Raw genomic sequence first — 21,132 nt, forward strand, 5'->3', positions numbered from 1 at the left:
TTAGTCTTGACCAATCCTAGTCGAAGGTTGCGGAGTCGTCAGGTTCTGCATCGATCTTTGGCTTGCCGATGGGGTAAACGACGGGCTCTCACCACTGCGATTGCCTGACAGGGCGTTGAGTTCTTGAACCAGACGCTGGTAATTTCGGTTCAATTCGGTGTCATTCAGACTCGCTACCTCAGGTCGTTCACTCTCGGCTCCACCTGTGTCAGCGTCGTCTTTCTTACCTCCAGCCAGGCTGCCCAGGTAATTCACCAGCTGTTGCTCCTTGCGAATGATCCTGACCAGTAAGGACTGGGTTCCGTTGCCTGCTTCCTCAGCGGCCAATGCACCTTCTTCACTGCTCTCACTCAGTGAGCGCCTGCCACGTGACTGTGGGCTGTCCACTTTTGCAAACACCTCGCTCATGCTGAGCACCTTGTTATTGACGATCAGGCGCTCTATGGTCTCGCCTCCCTCACTGAAAAAATTTTGCACCCGAAGGCTCTGGGTGGCATTGATCGGCCTGGTGCTATTTTCACTGTTTTTCAGCAGGTTATGATTAGGCCTGACAGTCAGGATAAGATCCTCGTCCGACTTTTGATAGCGCAATCTCTGGCAGTCATGGGTATTAATTTCGAGCTGGTCAGCCGTGCCTGTGGCGTTTGCCAGAAGCCATTGGTCAGTGTCAGAGAAGTCATCGCCAGCAAAGTGGTAAACGGTGCTTTTTTCATCTATCAGGTACTGATGTCCGGGGATGGTTTGCTTTGAAAGTGAATAACCCGACTCGAGTCGTTGAGCAATTTTTACCTTGTCATCGAGAATGCTGTCATCCAGTTCCAGGCTGTCTGGCCAGCCATTGGCGTAGATACGGTCAGGGTCCTGCCAAGTACCTATTCTCACCAGGGGATCGGCACCGGACGCCATCATTTTTATCCCTTCAGGCGACGGCAGACGCCGGTTGATGATGAGTTTGTCAGCGGCATAACAGTTCAGCGTCCGAATTTTCCTGGCTGGCTTGAAGGCCCGGGTTGCCAGAGCAATCTGGCCATTCCGGTAGATGGTTAGAAAACCACTGTCATTTATAGTCATGACCAGATGCAGGTTGGGGGAGGTAAAAAATGGCCTGACCCTTCGATGGAAGACGCTGGCAGCCTCCGTTAGCCTGATCTCCAGTTTCCCGGGTTTCAGACTCAGGCTGATGACATCAGAGCCGTCAGCCCCGGCAAAATGAATCAGTGTGCTTCCGGCCTGTGTTCGCCTACCCAGCGGCAGGCCCCGGCGAATCCAGGCTGCCAGGATAAAACTGCCGCCGGTGACCGGAGGAGGCACCAGGCGGGATAAGCCCGCTGGGCAGCGAGTCTGGTCACCGCTGTTAGGAGCATTGCGTAGATCCAGCGAACGCCAGCTGGCTGCCTGCACATCCGCAAGGCTGACACCAGCCATACGAACCCGGTTAAACGAAGAAGGAGCAAAGAATAGCTTTAGCGTACCCTTTTCTTTTGCATTCTCCAGCTCCAGACTGACAAGGTTATTGCCAGGACCGGGGTGGACACTGGCACCACTGCTCTTGAGGTGGAAAATATCATTTCCCGACTCTCCAAACAGCTCAACCCCCGGTCTGACAGCACCTGAGACGAAGAACTCGTCATCACCGGGCCCGCCGTGTACAGGCTCGGTAAGATTGCCAAGCTGATAAGTGCTATCCAGTCGTTTATCCACAGTCAGCTCGGCGTGATAGTAGTCTCGAAGGTTTTTGCCGTTAAGCAGCCTGCTTCCGTTGTTGGCCGGATCAATGGTTGTCAGGCGCCAGATATGCCGTTCCAGGCTGTTGATAAAGTGCCCGGTGACCAAACTGCCATCTTCGCGCACACAGTGGGGAACGTGCCCTAAATCGATGCTGAAAAAGAAATGTCCGTCGTTGTTCACTTCCAGATGGGTATAATTCCCGGTCAGTCGCCAGTCCAGCTTTTCGGGTTGGACTCCGTGCAATATCAGGCTATTTCCGTTGTCCCGGTCGACGATCCGGGTGCCATTGGCCTGTGGATAAATAACGTAAATATCCGGGCCCAGGTTGCCGGAAAGCAGGTCAGGCCCCAGGTTCGCCACCATTCGGTCAGCTTTCTGGCTGCCATAATGTTTGTTGTATCCAGCTCCTCCTATAGTGGAGGTGATTGAGCTATTGCCCCAAGTGTCGGAAGAGGAAATTCTGAAAGTATCATTGCCACCTCCGCCATCAACGGTAATACCGGCAAGGGCCGGAATGTTGAACATATCGCCGGAATCGGGGCCCTTGAAAATCTCAAAATTACTGATAGCTGTCGACCATGTTTCGAAAATGCCCTTGGATTTGGATTTGGGTTTGGGTTTGGGTTTGGGTTTGGGCGACCTTTCCGTAAAAGACATATGACCTTTGACGTTTTTATCAGGAGGGCAGGATCCCGAATCGCTTGCATAACAGGCAAAGCTCACTGCTTTTTTTCTTAAAGACAGATTGAGCCGGACAAAATGCGGCTCGATGGTCATCTGGCTGAAATCTATCGTGTCGGTGCCCGGACCACCGTTTAAATGGGTGATCTTCGGCTGCTCCAGAAGAAAAAGGTAGTCATCTCCTCCCCTGCCATTAAAACTGTACAGAGAACCTCTGGACACATAAATGTTATCTTTATCGTCACCGGAAAATTTTATCCTGCCCTTCCCGGTGTCCTCCAGGATAAAGTTCCTGACCGTTAAACCATTTCTCAGGTCGACAGATACACGACGACTGCTGGGCAAATCAAAGAGCAGTGTATTGGCACCGCTGCCGCCGTCCAGGGTAGTACCATTTTGCCAGCGGGCGTTAATGATGACCCGGTCGTTTCCGCCCCCCATGTGCACCTTGTCCAAACCGCCCCCGGTGCTGAAAATATCCGTACCATTGCTGCCAAAGTAGGTATCATCTCCCGAAGTCCCGTCAATCTGGCTGATGCCATTGAATAGGGTCTGGTGATAACGCCAGCTGTCCGTTTCCTTATTTCGCCATCGGGTCTGTGCGATCCCCCCCGTGACATTGACGCTCATCCCATCCAGCTCATACGTTGAGACGACCTTGATACTGAGATTCCTGGCGCTTTTGTGCAGGAGCCGGGCACCATAAAGTACGGCAGACTTGTCGTGTATTAGCCGATTGTGTCCCTTTCCGGCAGCCATCACGGTGGTATTGCCCATGCCGACAATAAACTGGTTGTTGCCACCCATATCCTTCAAAATGTCGCGCCCTCCCTTGCCAAGCAATATGTTATCCGTGGCGGGATTACCTGTTAGCCGATCATTGCCCGGACCACCGATAATGATAGGAACGCCAGAGTGTGAGTCTGAAGACAGGTCAAGGTGAGCACCCGGTAGGATCGCAGAGCTGGTAAACGGCCTGGAGGCTTCGCATAGCTTAAGAAAAGTCGTATTCCTGTGAAAGGTATGATGTATCTCCAACATGCTCAAGGCTTTCGCCACTGGCTGACCGGGAAACATTTCGTCCCATTGTTTTGAGACCGGTTTTATTTCTGATACCTTATGGCGGCCAAGATGCTGCCTGCGACCGTCTGCACGGGTGTTAACCAATTTTAAAGTCAGTGTGTGATTTGCTTTAAAAGCGATAATGGCATCTTCGTTCATGAAGGACATGACCCGCTTCTTCACTTCCGGGATTACGCCTTCAAAGAGCACCTGTTGTTGGTTCGGCTTCAGGGTCAGCTTGCGTAAAGGACCAGTACGCGGGTTGCAACTGGGAGAGTCGAAACGAAACTCAATACCCAGGCTGATATTATTACTTTCCTCACTGCTAATGCGGTGCAGGCCGACGCCCAGGTTTTTTCCTTCGTTAGCCAGGCTCTCCAGCTCAGTCTTGTCAGGCCACTGGAATTCACCTAAAGGTTTTCCGGGGTAGCGATTCAAAAATGCCAGCATCTGTGCTCTGGAAAAGGTATGGGTGTCCACTTCCCTGGTGACCTTGCAAACATCTTTTCCTGAATCAAAACCAGTTAGGGTCGTGTTGCCCAGCTTCATCACATCCCCGTCAATGAACTGCCAGCGGCCCGTTTTGGCCAAATCCTCCCGGTACCAGTGGGTATTAACCTGGCTGACTGTGACAGACGGGATATTGGGGGTGTTAAAGTCCAGAGTGACGTTAGCATTGGGGTTCTGTTTGCTGAAAACCAGATCCATGCGCTCGCTGAACGGGTTGACTGTCAGGCTGGCCAGCTGTTTGTGCTGCCGGATGCACCCGGCACCAAATCGTCCCCAGCGGATGACCAGGACCGGCCATTTTCCTGTCGAAGGTTCCTGAGGTTTGTGGACGTAAAATTGTTGGTTAACAAGGTTGTTGCCACTCACCCTGATTGAGTCGGCATGAATGCCCGTGTGAACCTTGTGGTGACCATCGCCCAGTAGCACGGAGTTAAAACCGCTTCTCAGCCAGACAGACGTCTTTCCGCCGTTAGTGATGACCGTGTCGTTACCAGCTCCGGCGTCCAGGATATTGGTGCCACCGGTGGTCATGAAAACCGTATTCTCATGGTTTCCTTTGATCCTGTCATCCTGGGGGGAGTCCTGTATGACCTCGACACCGGTCACCACCTCTCCCGATGACGGATCCCGGTTGGTCATATCCAGCCAAAGATTTTCCTTTCGAACCACGTAGGAAATGGTGTCTGTGCCGGGGCCACCGTGCACCGCATTTTGATCGCTCAACACCGCCCGGTCATTGCCCGCCCCCAGTTTTATTACGTCTGTGCCATTGCTGGCATAGACAAAATCGTCACCACCTCGCGCATTCACTATGTTGTTACTATTTTCATCGCCCCTGAGATAAATGTTATTGCGCTGGTCAGTCCCGTAAACTTCTGAGCCGTCTTCGGAACCCACCAGATTTTCCATACCCTGAACAAGGCCCCCGGTCACCAGGCAGTCCAGGAGGGTGGCGAAGAATTTAATGGCTTTGTTACTTTCACTGGCCCTGAGCAGGCTGTCCTTTTTGAAAAACAACAGGGAACGGTCGGCTTTCATCACGAAAACGCCTTTGAGCGAAAAATAGAGGTGAACTTGCTCTCGCGCGCTGCCGTACGGAACTTTGCCGAGGTAAAAGTAAGGCTGCCTACCGTAAATATCAGAAATTCGATTGATGCCTGTGTGACTGGCGTCGGGTCTGAGCTGGTTCATCAATTCCTTAGTCATCGATGACTTAGCGAAAGGCCATACATGAAAAACATCGAAAACGGATTTTTTGCCTGTTTCCTGGCTATCCGGGTGGTCGCGGTCCAACCCCTGAAAGTCGAGATAACGATAAAAACGGTTAAGCCAGTTTCCGTTTTTCAAGTCAACCCAGACTAATGGCTTAGAGTAATCATGACGGTAGTGAAACTTGATACCCGAGGTTTTAGATGATTGCTCACCGAGCCCCAAGGTATAACGACCAACACTATAGTGAGCCGTGAAATTGCCTATTATTGGTCCCTGGCTGAAAACAGGAAGCGAGAAGCTGGGCAGGACAAGCGTATCATCTCCGGGTCCGCCAAAAAGCCGTGCATAGCCTAACCCCGGCGAAAGACGGTCATTACCTGTACCACCGTATTGGTCGACTGCGCCGAGCTTGTCAATAAGCCGGTCATCACCCGAGTCGCCATACTGGGATTTGCCGTAATAAATCTGATCGTTTCCTGGCCCGCCATAGCCAATGCCACCGATCTTTGACAGGTAGAGAGTGTCGTCCCCGTATCCCCCATAAGCCTTACCTGAGTGCCCAATCCAGATAACATCATTGCCACTGTCACCGTGACCCGTACCTGATTTTTCAATCCGGATAATGTCGTTGCCACTGCCCCCGTAAGCAGTACCCGTCTTTTCAATCCGGAGAACGTCATCACCACTGTCCCCGTGGGCAGAACCTGACTTTTCAATCCGTATATCGTCATTGCCACTGCCCCCTTTTGCCACGCCTTTTTTCAGGATCAGCCGGTCGTTGCCTGTACCGCCATACAGCTCTCCCTCGTTAATGATCAGGATGTCATCACCACCCAGCCCATAAAACACCTTGAACCCTTTCTCGGCGTACATGGTGTCCGTCAGCGACGTTCCTCTTGTGGTTCGCCTTTCGTTGGTAAAATCATTAAGGGCAAGCCCTTTGTCTCCTTTGCTACCATCCAAAAACCGGAGAAAGGATTTCTTCAACGTCTCAAGGTTCTCCTTGTAATTATCCTGGTCAAGCCAACCCGTGGCATCCTGGTGGAGCACAAAATACCGGTAGCCCTGTTTCTCAAAGTGAGCGGCCTGTTCATTAAGATATTCCTTGAATTTATCGCTCTCCAGTACAACGCTGAAATCCTCCCTGGCGTTGGGAGGCGGCGCCAGGGCCGCCAGGGCCGTTTGCAGAAAACCCAGCAGTTGACTGATTACGTCCACAATAATACCCAGCTTTGGATTGATGAAGTCCAGCGCTGTACTGAGAACATCAAGGCCAATGGTAATGGCATCCAAAGCGGCCATTGCACCAAAAATAGCCGCCCGTTTATGGTTGCCAGATTTTCTTGCCGCATCGGCGCTGCTGGCATTGGAGACCAGTGAAGAAGCGCCAAGCATCACCGAAACGACACCGCCTATAACGGGTATCGCCCTGGCCACATTTCGTGACACTTTCGGGCCCAGCTTTAACGCGACGCCAATGGCCCCTACCGGATTGTTGGCCTTGACCAGGGTTTTGCTCAGCGCCCAGTTAGCGCTCATGGTAATGCCGTAGACCGAATTGACGGTGCCCAGGCTCGCACTTGCATAGGCCATGTTCCTGGCCCCAGCAGGCATCTCGTCTCCGTATTTTGCCAGGTTATTCAGTGACACCGAGGCCATGGCCAGGCCATAGACGGAACTTGCTCCGCCGAACATCACCCTGCCCGCATTGAATTTTGTACTGCGATCCAGCTTATCCAGCATGCGCATGAACTTCCCTTGCACTTTTTTCGACCCGCCTCCCAGTCGGGTGTCACCCGGGCTGCCGGGCTCAGGGCCATCCTCGACCTGGCCTTTTCGGGTCCGCAGGCTCGCCATGAACTCCGGGTTGCCAAGCAGCTGTTGCTTGACAAAGCGGGTGTCGTCGACACTGTAGCCCGAGTCATTGAGCAAAGTGGCCACCCGATCAATGACTTGCTCCGGACTCAGCTCCTGCTTTTGCGCCAGTGTCTGTCGTAAGAGTTCAAGAAGCTCCTTGCGCAACGCCGGGCTGTCCATAATGTCTTCGGTGACCACCGCCGCAAAACGTCCCTGTTCCAGCAGCAGGAAGGCGTCTGCCAGCAACCCCTTGTCACCGGCACTCTGTTTGACATGGGTGAAGCGATCACTGGCTTCAATAGCATCCAGGTGACTGCTGACCCGGTCTATCAGGGCCATCGCGGTCTTGACCGGTCCGGAGCCGTCGCACAGCACGCAGTTTGCATCAGGCAGTCTTGTGGCCTGACCGGCTGGCAAACCGGTCTTGTCCAGTGCCTGCAAGGTCCTCCTAAAATCACGCTCGGTGATATCAACCAGCTCAGCCATCTGGCCAAAATCAATATCACGCCTGAGTGCGGCAACGCCGTCGGCGACGTTCTGGCGAATCTTTCTGGCCAGATTAAGGGCTCCGGAGGAGCCCTCCCGCTTGAGTCCGTCCGCCAGCCCGATAAAGCTGGTCAGACGTTCCAGCAGGCCGGAGAGTGCCAGCTTGCCTTCCTTAACTGTGAACTCGCTGACCAGCGACTCTGGTGACAGGCTTTCCACACCCTTTGGCAATCGGATTCGCTTCTGATGCAGGGCCAGGAATGTTTTTGCCTGATCCTCCGGTTTCCGGGCTTCCCATGCCTGCAGCAGAGCCATTGCTGCGGCGGCGGTCAGCGGGCTGTCAGGGTCACCATTGCCCAGCATCAGCGTGCCTTGGGCAGGCATCAGGTAGGAGGCATCGGCGGTGATTGAGGGATTGGTCAGCACCCGAATATTCAGGTCGCCAGAGGTCAGTGAAAATTCCTTTTTCCCGGCCAGGTTCAGCAGCCCGTTGAGCCGCTGATAAAGCCCGGTAGAAATCGTTTCAGGCAGAGAACCCAGGGTGCTGACCTCTGCCGCAAGTAACTTCCCGGCGATGGTTTCAGCCAGACCTGCCGGGATGGCTGACTGCCGGGCATAGTGCAGGAAACCATCGGCAAACTGCTGCCGGGTGACATGGTCCATCTTGTCAATAACGCCATTGACCTGGCCGGTCATGTTAATGTCCTTCAGTTCACTAAAAGCCTCATAATGGCGTGCCAGCTGTGACAGGTAAGCCTGAGTGGCTGCAGCGTTTTTGCCCGGATTAAGAGGCCGCCATAACAGCCTCTTCAGGCCATCCTGTGACTGGGGTGACATGAACGGGAAAGGATTGCCCGGGCCCGCCGGAGTTATTTTCAGATAACGCCTTTTACCATCCGCCATAACCGCATAACGAGGGCTGCTGGCGAAGGTTTCAATGATCTGATCCTGCCCCGCTAAAGCCTGCACAGACGTGGGCTCTTTACCCCGGGCGTCCGGTTGTTGATTAACAGGCAACTGGAACGGCCTTCCGACGCGCCGTCGCAGTGCTACCGCCTTACGGAATACGGTGTCCACATCTTGCTTCAGATTGGCCAGCAGGCCAGTGTCAAAAGACTTCCAGCCGAGTCCCCGGGCAACAAAAGTGCAGGCTTTTTCCAATGCGACGAGAGTGGATATCCTCGGACTCTCTGGCGTATTTATCTCCAACCAAAGATCAACGTACATCAGTTTTGCGATGTCATCGATATCGCCGTCAGGCAGTATGGTCGTTACCGCATCGGTCACTCCCAAGTGTATCCGGCTGGCTGGCTGGCCGGTGTCACCCAGAACCTGCTCCATCTTCCAGTAGATAAAATGAACCAGCAGTGACTTCAGGTAAGTGCTGGCAACGACTTTTAGTCTGAAATGCTTTTTAGCGACCTCTATCTGTTGGGACAGGAAATTTTCTGCCGCCGCCCGACTTAACCCCAGCAGTCTGGCGTCGAGCAGGGATTCTATACCGGAACCGACGCTCCAGAGGGCCCGGTAATCCACGTTGACCAGCTTGGAGGTGGAGGGCAAGGCCTTGTAGGAGGCAATGGTATTATCAGAGCCATCTGGAACCAGGGGCGGCGCTGAGGATTGTTTATCATTGACAACCTCGTTGAAAAGTTTTTTCTCACGGTCACTGGCTGTAATTTCCCCTTTAGCAAGGCTATCCCTTATTGCCTGAATCCTGGTCTTATCATGCAACTCTAAATACGCCAATGCCCGGCGATAATCGGCTTTCGTACCTTTGGCTAACAGCAGGTTATGATGGCCTGCGACCAGTTGCCGATAGAGGCTTGTGCCTGAAGGGTCAACCGCCAGAGTCAGTGCGTATTGACGGGTCAGTCCCAAGGGACGCGACTCCTTGTCAGGCAGTGTCGCGGTGTTGATCCCGAACTGCTGGCGCACCTGCTGGCGCAAGGCTGTCAGCGACCCTCCACCACCTTCAAGGGCCTTCAACAGACTGGCACCCACCAGGTTGGTCAGGGTTTCCCGGAAAATAAATGGCCTGTTCCTGTTCTTCGTGCCCAGCAATAACAGGGCGTGGGCACTGTTTTCCTCACTCACCTCGACACGACTGTCCACCAACGGCCAGAGCGGCCTGGGGCTGATTTTTATTTTAAAAGGGCTAATATCGGCAATGCCTGCATCCCTGACGGGTTGCACCAGCGCCTGAAGAAGCTGCGATAGACGAGGCTCCCCCATCCCCCGGGCAATGAACTGAATGTCGTTCTGTAATTGCTCTTTGCCAATTCTGCCCTTGCGTTGCAGCTTGCGATAAAACTCCATGTGGACAACCAGCCTGATCGGCAAAAGACGGTCTGGCCAGCCATCAGGAAGCTGGAGGCGAAAGACCTGCTTGCGGTCGCCTTCGCTGTGAGTCAGGGTGTAGCCGGGCCCCCGGTTGGAAAAAGCCAGGTCATCCCGGCGACCCAGCGTGAACGTTTTTTGCCCGTCCTTGGTTTGAACCTGAGCCTGGTAACGGCCCAACCCGGTATCGAGGGTGAAAGCCGGGGGCTCCCAGCCGGGTCCCGGAAGCAATGGCGGATTTTTTTGCAGGAGATCAAGCCATTTATTGGCCCGCAGGGCATCCGCCCGCAACCCGGCTGGGTCTGTGGGTTCCAGCCCCCTGAGCCGCCGGTGAAAAAAATACTCTGCCAGCAGCGACTCACCGTCGGTCAGGGATGGCTTTTTGAGCACATCAACAAGGGTGTCGTCCAGGTTGTTGACCTGCTGTGGGGACAGTGATAACAGAGTACGCTTGATCGCGTCCCGGTAATAGTCGGGGTCGGTAACTGCTGGAGCCCAACCAAGCTCGGTCCTTAAAGCAGCGACAGCCTGCGGGCTGTCAGGTGACTCCTGTCTCAACAGGGCCAGCAAACCGCTAAGCTCATCGCCTGCCGGAGCGGACAGGGGGCCGTTCTGGCTTTCAATAGCAATGAGAGGCTGATCATTCAGCCGGGTGACCGGTTGCCGCCCGGTGCTGGTCAGGGCAAGGGTTTTTCGGTTACCAGTGGTGACCGGTACATTGCCGCGGGAATCCGCAGCGAGGGGAAGTTGTCCGGGGTCAGCCCATTCCTTGCGCACGGCCTGTGCGTCCGTAAGAACCGCCTCTGCACGGCTTAGCCAGCGCAATAATCCCTGTTGTTCTGCCGCTGTGAAGGCGATGCCCCGTCGGTCTTTCAGAGCATCGGTCAACACCTTTTCAAGCTGCCCGGCGAGGTTGTTGATCCCGGCCAGTGCTTTCAGCTCACTGTCATCAAGCACGGCTGTGACCACGTCCGCCGGATCAGCCAGCAGTGCAGGCTGCGATGTCACCATGCGCTGGCTGACCAGCCCACTCCAGGCCAGCTGCGTTAACAGTGAGCGGAGGTTTCCCAGCCCTGCACGACCAGCGTCGGATAACCGGTCAACCCGTTGGTTGCAATGGTACTGAACCCGCTGAAACAGTAGCCGGGTTTCCATATCCCCCAGCAGCCGGCCAAAGCCGGACAGAGGCTCAGCAATGGCTTGATAGGCAATGCGGACCCGATGGCGGTTTTTCACAGTCGTTATCCCGCCCGCTGAGGTGACCTCCTGAACAGGGGTATGGGCTGATGCCGTGGCCAGCACGGGCAGCAGGCCATACTGCTTACGAAGCTGGTTTTCCAGTTGCAGCAGCGTCCGGGCACTGGTGATTTTGGCCCCCTGCAACCAGGTCATGGCGATGGCTGGTGAGTTCGCCTGATCAGTACTGACCAGTGCTGCCCGACATAAATCCTTCAGGACAGAGGCCAATGCCCCCAGGTAATTACTGGTGGAACTGCGTTGCCCGGTCAACACCGCCGGGTCAACCTTCAGCACCACAAGCCGGTTGCCACTGGTGTCCCCGCTGTCCCCGGAGCGATAGGGTACCACCCGGTCAGCAAGAGCCTGTTTGCCGAACCTGATCACCAGCCTGAGAGGGGCAGGGGGCTTCATACCGGGCAGCAGCTGACTGTCCAGCTCAGTCATAGTGGCGGGTTTGATGAAGCTGCCGGGGAACCCCAGGGCATTGACCAGACGCTGTCCGGCGGAGCTGGCAACAAAGACTCTCAGTTCTGACAAGAGCCGTTCGGCCTGATTCGCCAGTTTCTGGCCGGGGCGGTAGTCGGCAGGAAGGATCACAGCTATCCTGTCGTCTGTGCCCGTCAGCGTCCGTAGCTCGGAACTGCTCGCTGACAGCCAGTGGCGGGCGGCGGCTAACTGATCCTTCAGCGATTCCTTCGGGGTGAGTTTGAACAGCCCGTTTGTCCCTGCGGCGGCGTCGTCCAGTTTCACGCCATAAATCGTCTTTCCATGGTCGTTTTTTTCCAGTACCGGAATAAGGGTTTTGCTGTTACTGTCGTACGACGCTAACAGCTTATCTCCGGATTGCAAACTCACTGCCCGGTAGTGACCGTCAGCTTCCGAAATCAGCTGATAAACCTTGCCATCGGAACGCCTGACCGCCACCGACGTGGTGGCCAATGTTGGGTCTGAAAACACCCGCTCAGCTGGGGAGTCGTTGCTATCGTGGATGCTGTCATAAACGGAAGCCTGGCCCAGGGGGGTGGCAGTGATATCCTTGTCTGAGCGCCTGAGCACCCGGTACAGCTCATCGTTGTGGTTAAGGAACTCAACTTTGTAATAAGGTTTGTTGGTATCGGTGTTACTGATATCCGTGCTGTCAATGTCCAAAAAGGGGCGGTCCGCCAGATTTTCTGCTGATAGCAGGCGAGTTCTGCACCCGTCGACCCCACGTCGGCAGCGTTTGTTGTCTTGCGCCTCAGGGTCCCAGATGACAATCCTCAACTTCCTGCCACCGTCGTTGTCACTGTCACTGTCACTGTCACTGTCGCTGTCAGTCTCAATCAGCCAGTACGCCGATGAAGCAAACCCGCTGGCATTGGTTGGGGCCTGCGAATCGGGCGTTGTTTTAAGTGTGTCTACGTAGTCAATCAGTTCCCACTGGTGAGGGGCCTGCTGCGTCAGAACATCCTTCAGTAATTTGATCTGCTGATCAGTGAAAGCCTTCCTGAACAGGGTTCTTTCACCATCAGGCAGGTCGCGCTCAAACTCATAGAGTGCTCTGGTAAAGGTTTGAATACTCTGGTCATTCTGATGCCCCTGAATCCACTCAAAGAGCGCTTCAAGTCTCAATGATAATGATTCAGACTTCTGATTGAACAGCCATGTCACCTCTTGTTTAATTTGTTCCCGAGTGATGGATGATCCAGCGGGGTCAGGATAAAGTGCAATTGAATCCCGGTTCATTGCCGCAGGCAGGAAATCCCATTGCCGGACAGAATCATAACCAATAGTGTTGCCCAGTTGACCCAGTCGCCCGGCTTCCTCAGGCCAGCCAGACTGGAACAGGGCAGTATCAACAGCCTCTACACTCTTGGCCAGACCTATGGCGTAAAACATGCTGACGACTGAGTCAAATAATCCGTGTCTTAGCGAAGGGTTATCCTTCATCCCAAGCTCAATAGTTACAGCGCTATCACCGACCTGCAACCGGGACGCCTGCAAGATAATATGGGGATTTAACTGCCAGTGAACAGGTAGGCCGACACTGAGGTCAAGCGAGTGCTGCTGTTGGAATCGCTGGCGATAGATGTCCGGTGAAAAATCACTGAAAATTCTAATAAACCGCTCGACATCATGCTGGTAACGGTAGCGGTAGGGATCCAGCTGGCTGTTCCGCAAGGCCTGTCGGTACAGTCTTTCGTTGTGGTGTGTATCCAGAAATGCCCCTGGGAACTGGCTGCTGTGTGAACTGGCCGACAATAGCATCCATTGCGGATACGGTTTGCGTGATGGCTGTTGAGTCAACAGTCCGGTCACTGGCTCCAGAGAGTCAGCCAGGACAGGCATAATCCCCGCGTCGGTCACCAGCTTGAAGCGATGGCTTCCATCTGCGAGGGGTTGCACACTCCTGATGCGAAAAGCCGGCGGTGTCCCGGCTTGATCATCCTGACTGATCTGCCTGTTCACCTCAGCCAGCTGGATTTTGGTAAGAACACGGGCCAGCTGCTTAATATCTTCCTCCGGATACTGCAAGCGATATTGACCCAAGGCTTCCACCACTGCGAAACGCTGCAATTGGGGCAATGAGGAAAAGTGTTCCGAAAACCACGGCCAGCCGGCTTTACCCACACTGGACATCGCCAGTTCAAGAAACGCACGGGTAATTTCCGGATCATGGCCAAGCCGGTCTGGTTGCAAAGCCAGCCTGAGGCGGCTCTGGAGGTTATCGGGGGTTGCCGGGGTTCCCGGAAACAGGCGTTTCACCATGCCGGTTTGACCCGGCAGGGCCAGGTCCAGAAGATAATGGCCATCGGCGTTTTTGGCGACAGGTCGCGCTGTGCGGTCTGCTGACATCCGGCCAGTCCAGAGTTCCCTGGATTTTTGGTTATCCTTCAGGGGCAGCGAGTACTCGTCCGGCAGCGTGCCGGGCAGCAGCCCGGCGCCGTTGGCAAGGCGGTAATCCAGAGCCATCCCCAGCAGGTCTCTGATCCTGACGCTTGCCTGCAGGTCCGGGGTATCCCGCTGGGCCAGGACAGTGAGCTTCGCTGCCAGTTCTTTGCTGACCTGTTGCAGGCCAACGCGCTTAATGTAGCCACTGAGTGCGGCAACGGCACTGTCGGAAAGGTAGGTATGGATATAATCTGCCAGCCTTATTCCCGGAAACAGGGGTTTTTCGTGAGAGTCGTCGTCCCCCGACAGCCGGAACAATAACAGGGTAAATAGCGATTTTAACTGAGCATGGATTGCCTTGTTATCGCCTGAGGCCGGGGGGATAACCGCTGTCGCGATAACTCTGGCTGACTTCAGGCTGGCCAGCAGCCTTTCTCCTTCAGGGCTGTCACTGTCAGCAAACAGTGCCGCGAACACCGGCGTATCCAGATTCTCAAAGGGAAACCTCAGGATGATTCCGGTGTCTGCCCCGCCGGTGGTTTTTGTCCAGTCAATGGACTGCCCTTCAGGGTTCCCATAAAAGTCGGCTTCCAGAGAAAGTCTGTGGGTGTCCAGTTCATCCAGAGACAACGGGGCCGATAGCCATTGCAATCCCGGTTGACCTTCGGCACCAAGCCATTTCAGAGTCGTCAATGGTGAGCCATTGACCTTTGTCGGACTCTCGTGCATTGTGCTGTCCGATCCGGCAGGTCTGGGAACAGTGTCGGTTATCTTTTCAAGGATGATCCGGCCCGATGCGCTGTCTTTTATCACCGTCCCGATGTCGGTAAGCTGCACCAGTGGAGCAGGCCCCGTTTGCACCTTGCTGTTACTGTCTTGGGGGGCTTGCTGGTCTGGCAAAGCAGCCAGTGTCAGTCCTTTGCTCAGGCCATAACTGCGGCCAGTGATGATTGCTGATAACCCCCAGGTCGCCCGCAATGCTTTTTGGGCCTGCTTGAGCACTGCGACATCGGGATGATTTAACAGGGCTATGGCGAACAGCTTTCCTATGGAAACCGCTTTACGGTGTTCAAGCAGCGAGTCTTTTGTACCCACTGTCAGGGTCAGCGGATTGTTATTCAGGCGACTCTGGTACGAGTGCCATTGGGCGTTAAAGACAATCGTTATTTCCTGAAACACACGACTCAGAGAGATTCCGTACCCGGACAGTATCTCCCCCGATTTAAGCACCGGTATAATAAAAGCTTTACCTTCATCAGCAGGAAACAAGTCCAGGATTGTATAAAACTCAATGGGCAGAAAAAGCTCTGCCAGCTGTTTCCGGCGGGCCTGATTGTCAGTGGTTGCTAAAGGAAGCCGTTGATCCTGGCTTACCCGCTGAAAATCCACCGGGACTATTTTTTGCAACTGCATTTTTTGCAACTGCGCCAGAGTGTCCCAGGCTGATCCTGCCGGCCCGCCGGTTATTGCCCTTAGATTGGCAGTCAGCAGCAACCGGGCCAATTTGTCCTGTTGGATTGTGTCCTGGGTTTCCTGCAGACGGTTGACGAAGGTGCGGATTACATGCTTGAGCCTGGCGTGGCTGAGTTGACCCAGACGGTCGAGGATGGACTGCTTCACCCAACGCTGGTAATCCGGAGTTTCGCTTTCAGATTTGACCAGGAATTGGGCTTTTGTTAAAAAAACCCCGTCAATCTCCGGGTCTGCTCCCAGTAACCCCGGGGTTTGAACGGACTTTATAATCGAAGTCGTGTAAGGCTCGGGAGGGGAAAAAGCCATGTTTTCGAGATTGGGCCAGAGTTTTCGAACCTCCATGGTACCGAGGAAATGCTCTTGACCCTCGTCATCGACATAATAAGTGACATCATGTCTTGAGAGTGGACTTATGACATCTATGTAACCCAGCTTCGGTCCTTTGTTTTCGCCTTGGGGTAATTCGAAATAACCTGAGAAATCACCAGGGGGGATAACCATCTTCCCATGTTCGACACGATGATCCAACAGGTCGGTGAACAGCAATTTTAACCTGACTTGCAATCGCTGTTTGGGAACCTTCCACGCCCTGCCAAGCCCTTCAGCCTCAGATCCCACCGTGGCCAGTTCATTGACCGTTTCCTGCAGCAACGAAGTAAAGGCCTGCCAGCCGTAATTCTGGATGGCTGACTTAAGTTGGGCGGCCTCCGAATCGGAGATGACAGTCATTAAAAAATCAGCGGTACCCAGTCTCAGTAATCCTCTTATTTTATTGATAGGGGTACCTGGAATATTCATTTTCCCCCTCATAAAATTGTCGGTTGAACTGTCTAATGCCTGCTTGTACAAATGCATGGTAAACATGGATTTCAGCAAGTCAGAATTCAGGTTCAGTCTTTCTGAAATGACAGAGGCCTTATACTGGCACCAATGAAAAACTTTCCTTAATATGTCTTTTGTCTTTGAGACAAAAAGATTGGGAATATAGGAGGTAATATCCCCAATCAAACCAAGATCGACCCCAATATTGACATGAATACGATAAGGCGGTATCTGTGCTTCTGCCGCTATCGCTGCCTCCATCATGTCAGGCAGCAATGAAACTTGACTGTTTCTATATTCATCAAGGGTGAGCAACCTGAAATCTTCTGAATTACCTCTGGGGTTATTGCCAAGTAGCTCGTCATTATAAGCCCTAACTAAATCGCCTACGGTATAACCACCCTCAGGTATTTTTCTTAAAACAGAGACCATTGTCTTGGTCGCCTGAAATAAAGCTGAGGATTCACTGAGATAAGCCGAGAGCGGTTTGGGCCCGGTAATGATTTCAATGATAGAGCGACCCTCATGGATATCCGTAGACAGGAGCATATCAGGATAATCAGGGTTAATAAGCTCATTAGCATTTGATTGACTGCGTGCAAGCAATTCGCCGTCTTCAGCATCCACTTTTGTGATGAGATTCTCTATTTCAAGACCGATCTGTCCTCTATAATCGTCCCGACGGGTCTCTGGAGTTTTGCTCTTTTTTTGTAATCCCTTAATGCCAAGTTCAGGCAGAATTCTTTTTCGAATAGTTTCAAAATCGCTGCTGACACCTTTCAGCCGATTTGATGCAACAATATAACCTGCTATCAGGCTTGATCTTGAGAAACTTTGATAGTGTCCAACCAGCATTTTATCTTCGGTGAAATACTGGCTCGGATCCACTTTCAGGATACAACCGGTATTATCAACCAGAACCGGCTGTGGCGTTTTTGTAGTGGATGGATCGGGAGGAGTAATGACCAGTAAGAGCCGGACAGAGTCGGGTATTTTGGCCTGGTCGAAGCCTGTCCCGAAAGAACCATCAATAACGCCCTGATTCACCAGAGCCCGGAGATCACCAAAGACCTGGCTCTGATCCTCTGCCAGGGTGTCGGAAAAAGCCTTGAATTCAGAGGTGGTTCTGAGCAATCGAAGGGTTTTGATAATCTCATTGCGTAATGAAAACAGTTGTTTGGAAGGAGTATTGTTTTCTGGATCATTGTTTTCAAGAACATTGTTTTCAAGAGCATTGTTTTCAAGAACATGTTTGATAAACCGGGCAGAGAACAAGATCGCGATCTTCGAAACCGAACCCTTATCGCCATAGGAATCCGGTGTCACTTCACTAATAATTCCGGGGCTGTTCTCCTTTATTTCACTGCTATAGACGTCCGTGTCATGAGAAAACGTTTTGCCTGAAGGGTTTTCAATATTAGCCAGATCTGCAAATAACCTTTTCTTGTTTCTGGCGGATAAACCAGATCTGGCTATTCGTTGTTTTAACATCTGGTAATCCGGGTCCTGCAACTGCAGTGCAGACCTCAGTTGTGAATCCCGCATCTGTTTCCAGAACTCTGCGTGTACTTTAACCAGACCTTCTGAAAAAGTACAAACAGAGCCCACCGGGGCTCTTGCAAGGTGACGAATAACGTTTCTGACCGAACGGGAGAGATTTCCTTCCTCAAACAATACCTCCAGTGCCTGCCGGAAATCATCTACAGTACCCTCGGCAAACTTAAGCCCATGGTCATTGCTATCAAGGACCAGTTCACGATAAAGCGGGTCGCCGGGATCCGGTAACCGCCGCATTGTCATACTGTTGTCAAAGCCGAACTCACCAAGAGGATCACTATAGAATTGTGTTTGCCATATCTCCGAAGCACTGTTGAGAATGTATGGGTTTGCCCCAATTAACCGCAGTTGCAGGAATAGAGCCATTCCGTAGGATTGGGTCATCACCCGGGCCAGGTTGGCATCAGACGAATAATGCTCTACATCCTTCAATCCAATCTGGAGGAAAGGCCCGGCTATTTCCCAATCCAGGACAATTACCCGACTGTCCGCGAGCAACCGGTCTTGTTCCGGGCGAACACTAATGGGCACCCTTCTTGCGACAAAACCAGTCTCTATCTCCCATTTGCGCCAGGCCAAAAGGGCATCGACGAATTCATTAGGTTTGCTGAAATAACGAAGCAAAGGCTTCAGCCTATCTAGGGTTCCATCCAGTTTGTACAGCTCACGCAGCTGAGAGCGATAGGCTCTGTGCTGGATGGTCGAGAAAAAAAGGGGTGAACGAGCCCCCAGAGTGGTTTGCGCGGTAAAACGCTGATGCTTGTCGACAGGTATCAAATCGTCGAGAAAAACCTTGCGATGACGGCTTCCTGAAGGTGGGAGCTCAACGATGAAGACCCTTTCGTCGGGGGCCAGGGCGAGTAATTCTGCGATCAGTAACCTCTCCTGGTGATCGGGTTTCTGATCAGTGTCCAGGGCTTTTTCTGCGTTGGTCACCAGACGAAGCAACAGTCTTCGTATCAGGCTTCGCAGAGCATCAGGCTCCGTGTCCATGTTAATGACTTCATTGGCCAGTGTGACTACATCAGCCAACGGCAGTTGGTCTATTTTTTCATCAAGCTGCTGTCCTGCCAGGGAGTCTGAGTGTTGGGTAAAGGCTGACTCAATGGTATTGATCAGTGTCCGGGCATCACGCGACCCAAGCGGACCAGAGGACTGAAGCATAGACAGGGTATTGCGCAGATTATCCGGAAAAGCCAGGCTCTTGCTCTCTGGCACGTCCACCAGAACATAAGTTTCACCCGAAAGGTCGGTGACAACAGGCAGGTACTTGTTGTGTTTGTCGCTATCAAACGCCTCGCCACTGGCCAGAGACACAGGATCAGTAAAACTGAAATCGCCATCAGGATCGTGCTTCAGCCTTTTGTTAATCCCAAGGGAAAGGCTTGCTTGCAGCGACTTTCTCTGTTCGCTCCTTTTTCTGGCGTTCAGTCTCAGTACTTTTTTGTCTGCTTGGTCCGTCAGATAGTGACCCAGCAAATCTTTCAGAGACTTGATATACCAATCGCTCAAGTCGGAAAAGTTAGTTTGTGACCGTCGGACCGAGAGGGCAAGCAGGTCATCTTTTTCGAATACTGAAGCTATCAGGTCAGGGCTGGAGATCCGGAACGGGTCTATGTCATTGCCACCAGGTGCGACAATGTCCTGCAAAGACCCAAGCAACAGGCGAGTAAACAATGCTGTCATCTCTTTGGATGGCGGGTTTGCGACTTTCCGGGCCAGTTGATACCCCGCCTGCTGGGTCCGGAAAAAATTCTCCCGGGCAAAGGGATCGCCATAGGCCACCAGACCCACCCCGGAAAACGGGTCACCGATTGAGTCTGCGCGGACAAAGGCGCTCATCTGACGTTTTTCTTGTGGCTGAAGCTCTTTTGAAGCCCCGGCCCGGGCAACAGGGAGTTCGACATCGGCAGTCGGCAAAGGCATCAACTGGTAAGGAGAAAGGTTATCACCGGTGTTTTGATAGAGTCGACGGTTGTAATCCTCAATCAGATCGGAGAGTTTCTGCCTGCCATTGTTTTCGATAATCGCTTCAAGCAGTAAACGTTTGGCTTGTTGGAAATCAGGGTCACTCTCTTTACCCAGACGAACATAATCCCTGCCGGTGGGCAAAACGGGCAAATTCCGGAGTTTTTTCACCACCCCTTCTGCAACCGGGAGCTTGCGGGTTATTAACTGCCCCTGGGCGTCTTTCTCAAGTACCAGCTTGACGTGAGGGTCTGACTGTGACCAGAGCACATCGCCGTCGGCGGGCAGCATGCCGGTCCATTTGCGCCCCAACTCATCCACCGCCACCAGGGCGTTACGGACAGTGATTCGTTTTGTCCGGATTGCAGCAAACAGAGTCCTGGCAAAACCTTCCACGGGGAAATGCTCCCCACCGGCATCCGCGCCACAACCCACCAGGCTGACCGTTTTGACAAACCGCTCACCGCTTATGCGCTTGATTACTTCGGCCAGTTGCTCAACTGTTTTCCCGCCCAGGAGAAACTTGTCGGAGCCGTCTCTTTCCCCCGGATCTCCCGGAACCTGACTGCCGTGGCCAACTACAATAATGCGGGTGTCGTCTTTAATAAAGTCAGCTTGCAATTCTTCAAGCTCAGTGTTGAAGCCTGTATCCGGGTCGAACAGGGTACCATCAGAATCCAGAATTATATGGCGGCTGAAATCGGGCTCGTATTTGTTTGCCAGATATAAGCTGGCTTTGGTTTCATTGTCGCTGTCATCCAGTTGCAGAATGACCTGGTTTTTGTAATGGCTGTCTTGCTCAGCGATCAGGGCATAACGCTGGGTTTTATCAGCATCGGGTACCCAGCTACTGGGACTTTCATCAGTATCGACACTGGTTAAATCAATCTTTGATAAAGGATTGATTCGCATGAAAGAGGATTGTTCGTCAAGATCATTAATGTCTTTTCTTGAAAAAAAAGTAGACATATAACTCCGGGTGATCTCTGTAAACACACGGGACCCGGATATATACATCGCCGATCTGGAATCACGCAGTATTCCATCTCTGCGATAATAAAAATAGGTGCTGGCAGTTTTTCTTGGAATATTTAATTCCCTACTGATTGATTTTACAAGTTTGTTTTTATCTGCATCGGAAATATCCAATGGTTTATCGATATGTAAACGTTCAATCAATTGATAACGTCTTAGGATATTTTGCTTAACTTCATTGAGAACCTCACTGTCAGGTGGCGCGATAATCAAGTTATTATTGGCGAATATGTTGTCTTCATACTTTAATCTTATTTCCACTGAACCAGGAATAACCCTGAGGGAATCCGG

The 21,132-nt window shown here is 52.7% G+C and carries 1 protein-coding gene (cut by a window edge); it reads right to left on the bottom strand.

The features are described 5' to 3' along the window. Positions 1 to 21,132 carry the 3' portion of a TcdA/TcdB catalytic glycosyltransferase domain-containing protein gene (locus ACOMHB_RS10820; RefSeq protein ID WP_448216627.1) on the bottom strand. 6,378 nt of this gene lie beyond the right edge of the window, so only the last 21,132 of its 27,510 coding nucleotides appear in the window; the start codon falls outside the window, past its right edge; the stop codon is at positions 1 to 3.

The sequence above is a fragment of the Endozoicomonas sp. 2B-B genome, from assembly GCF_053470045.1.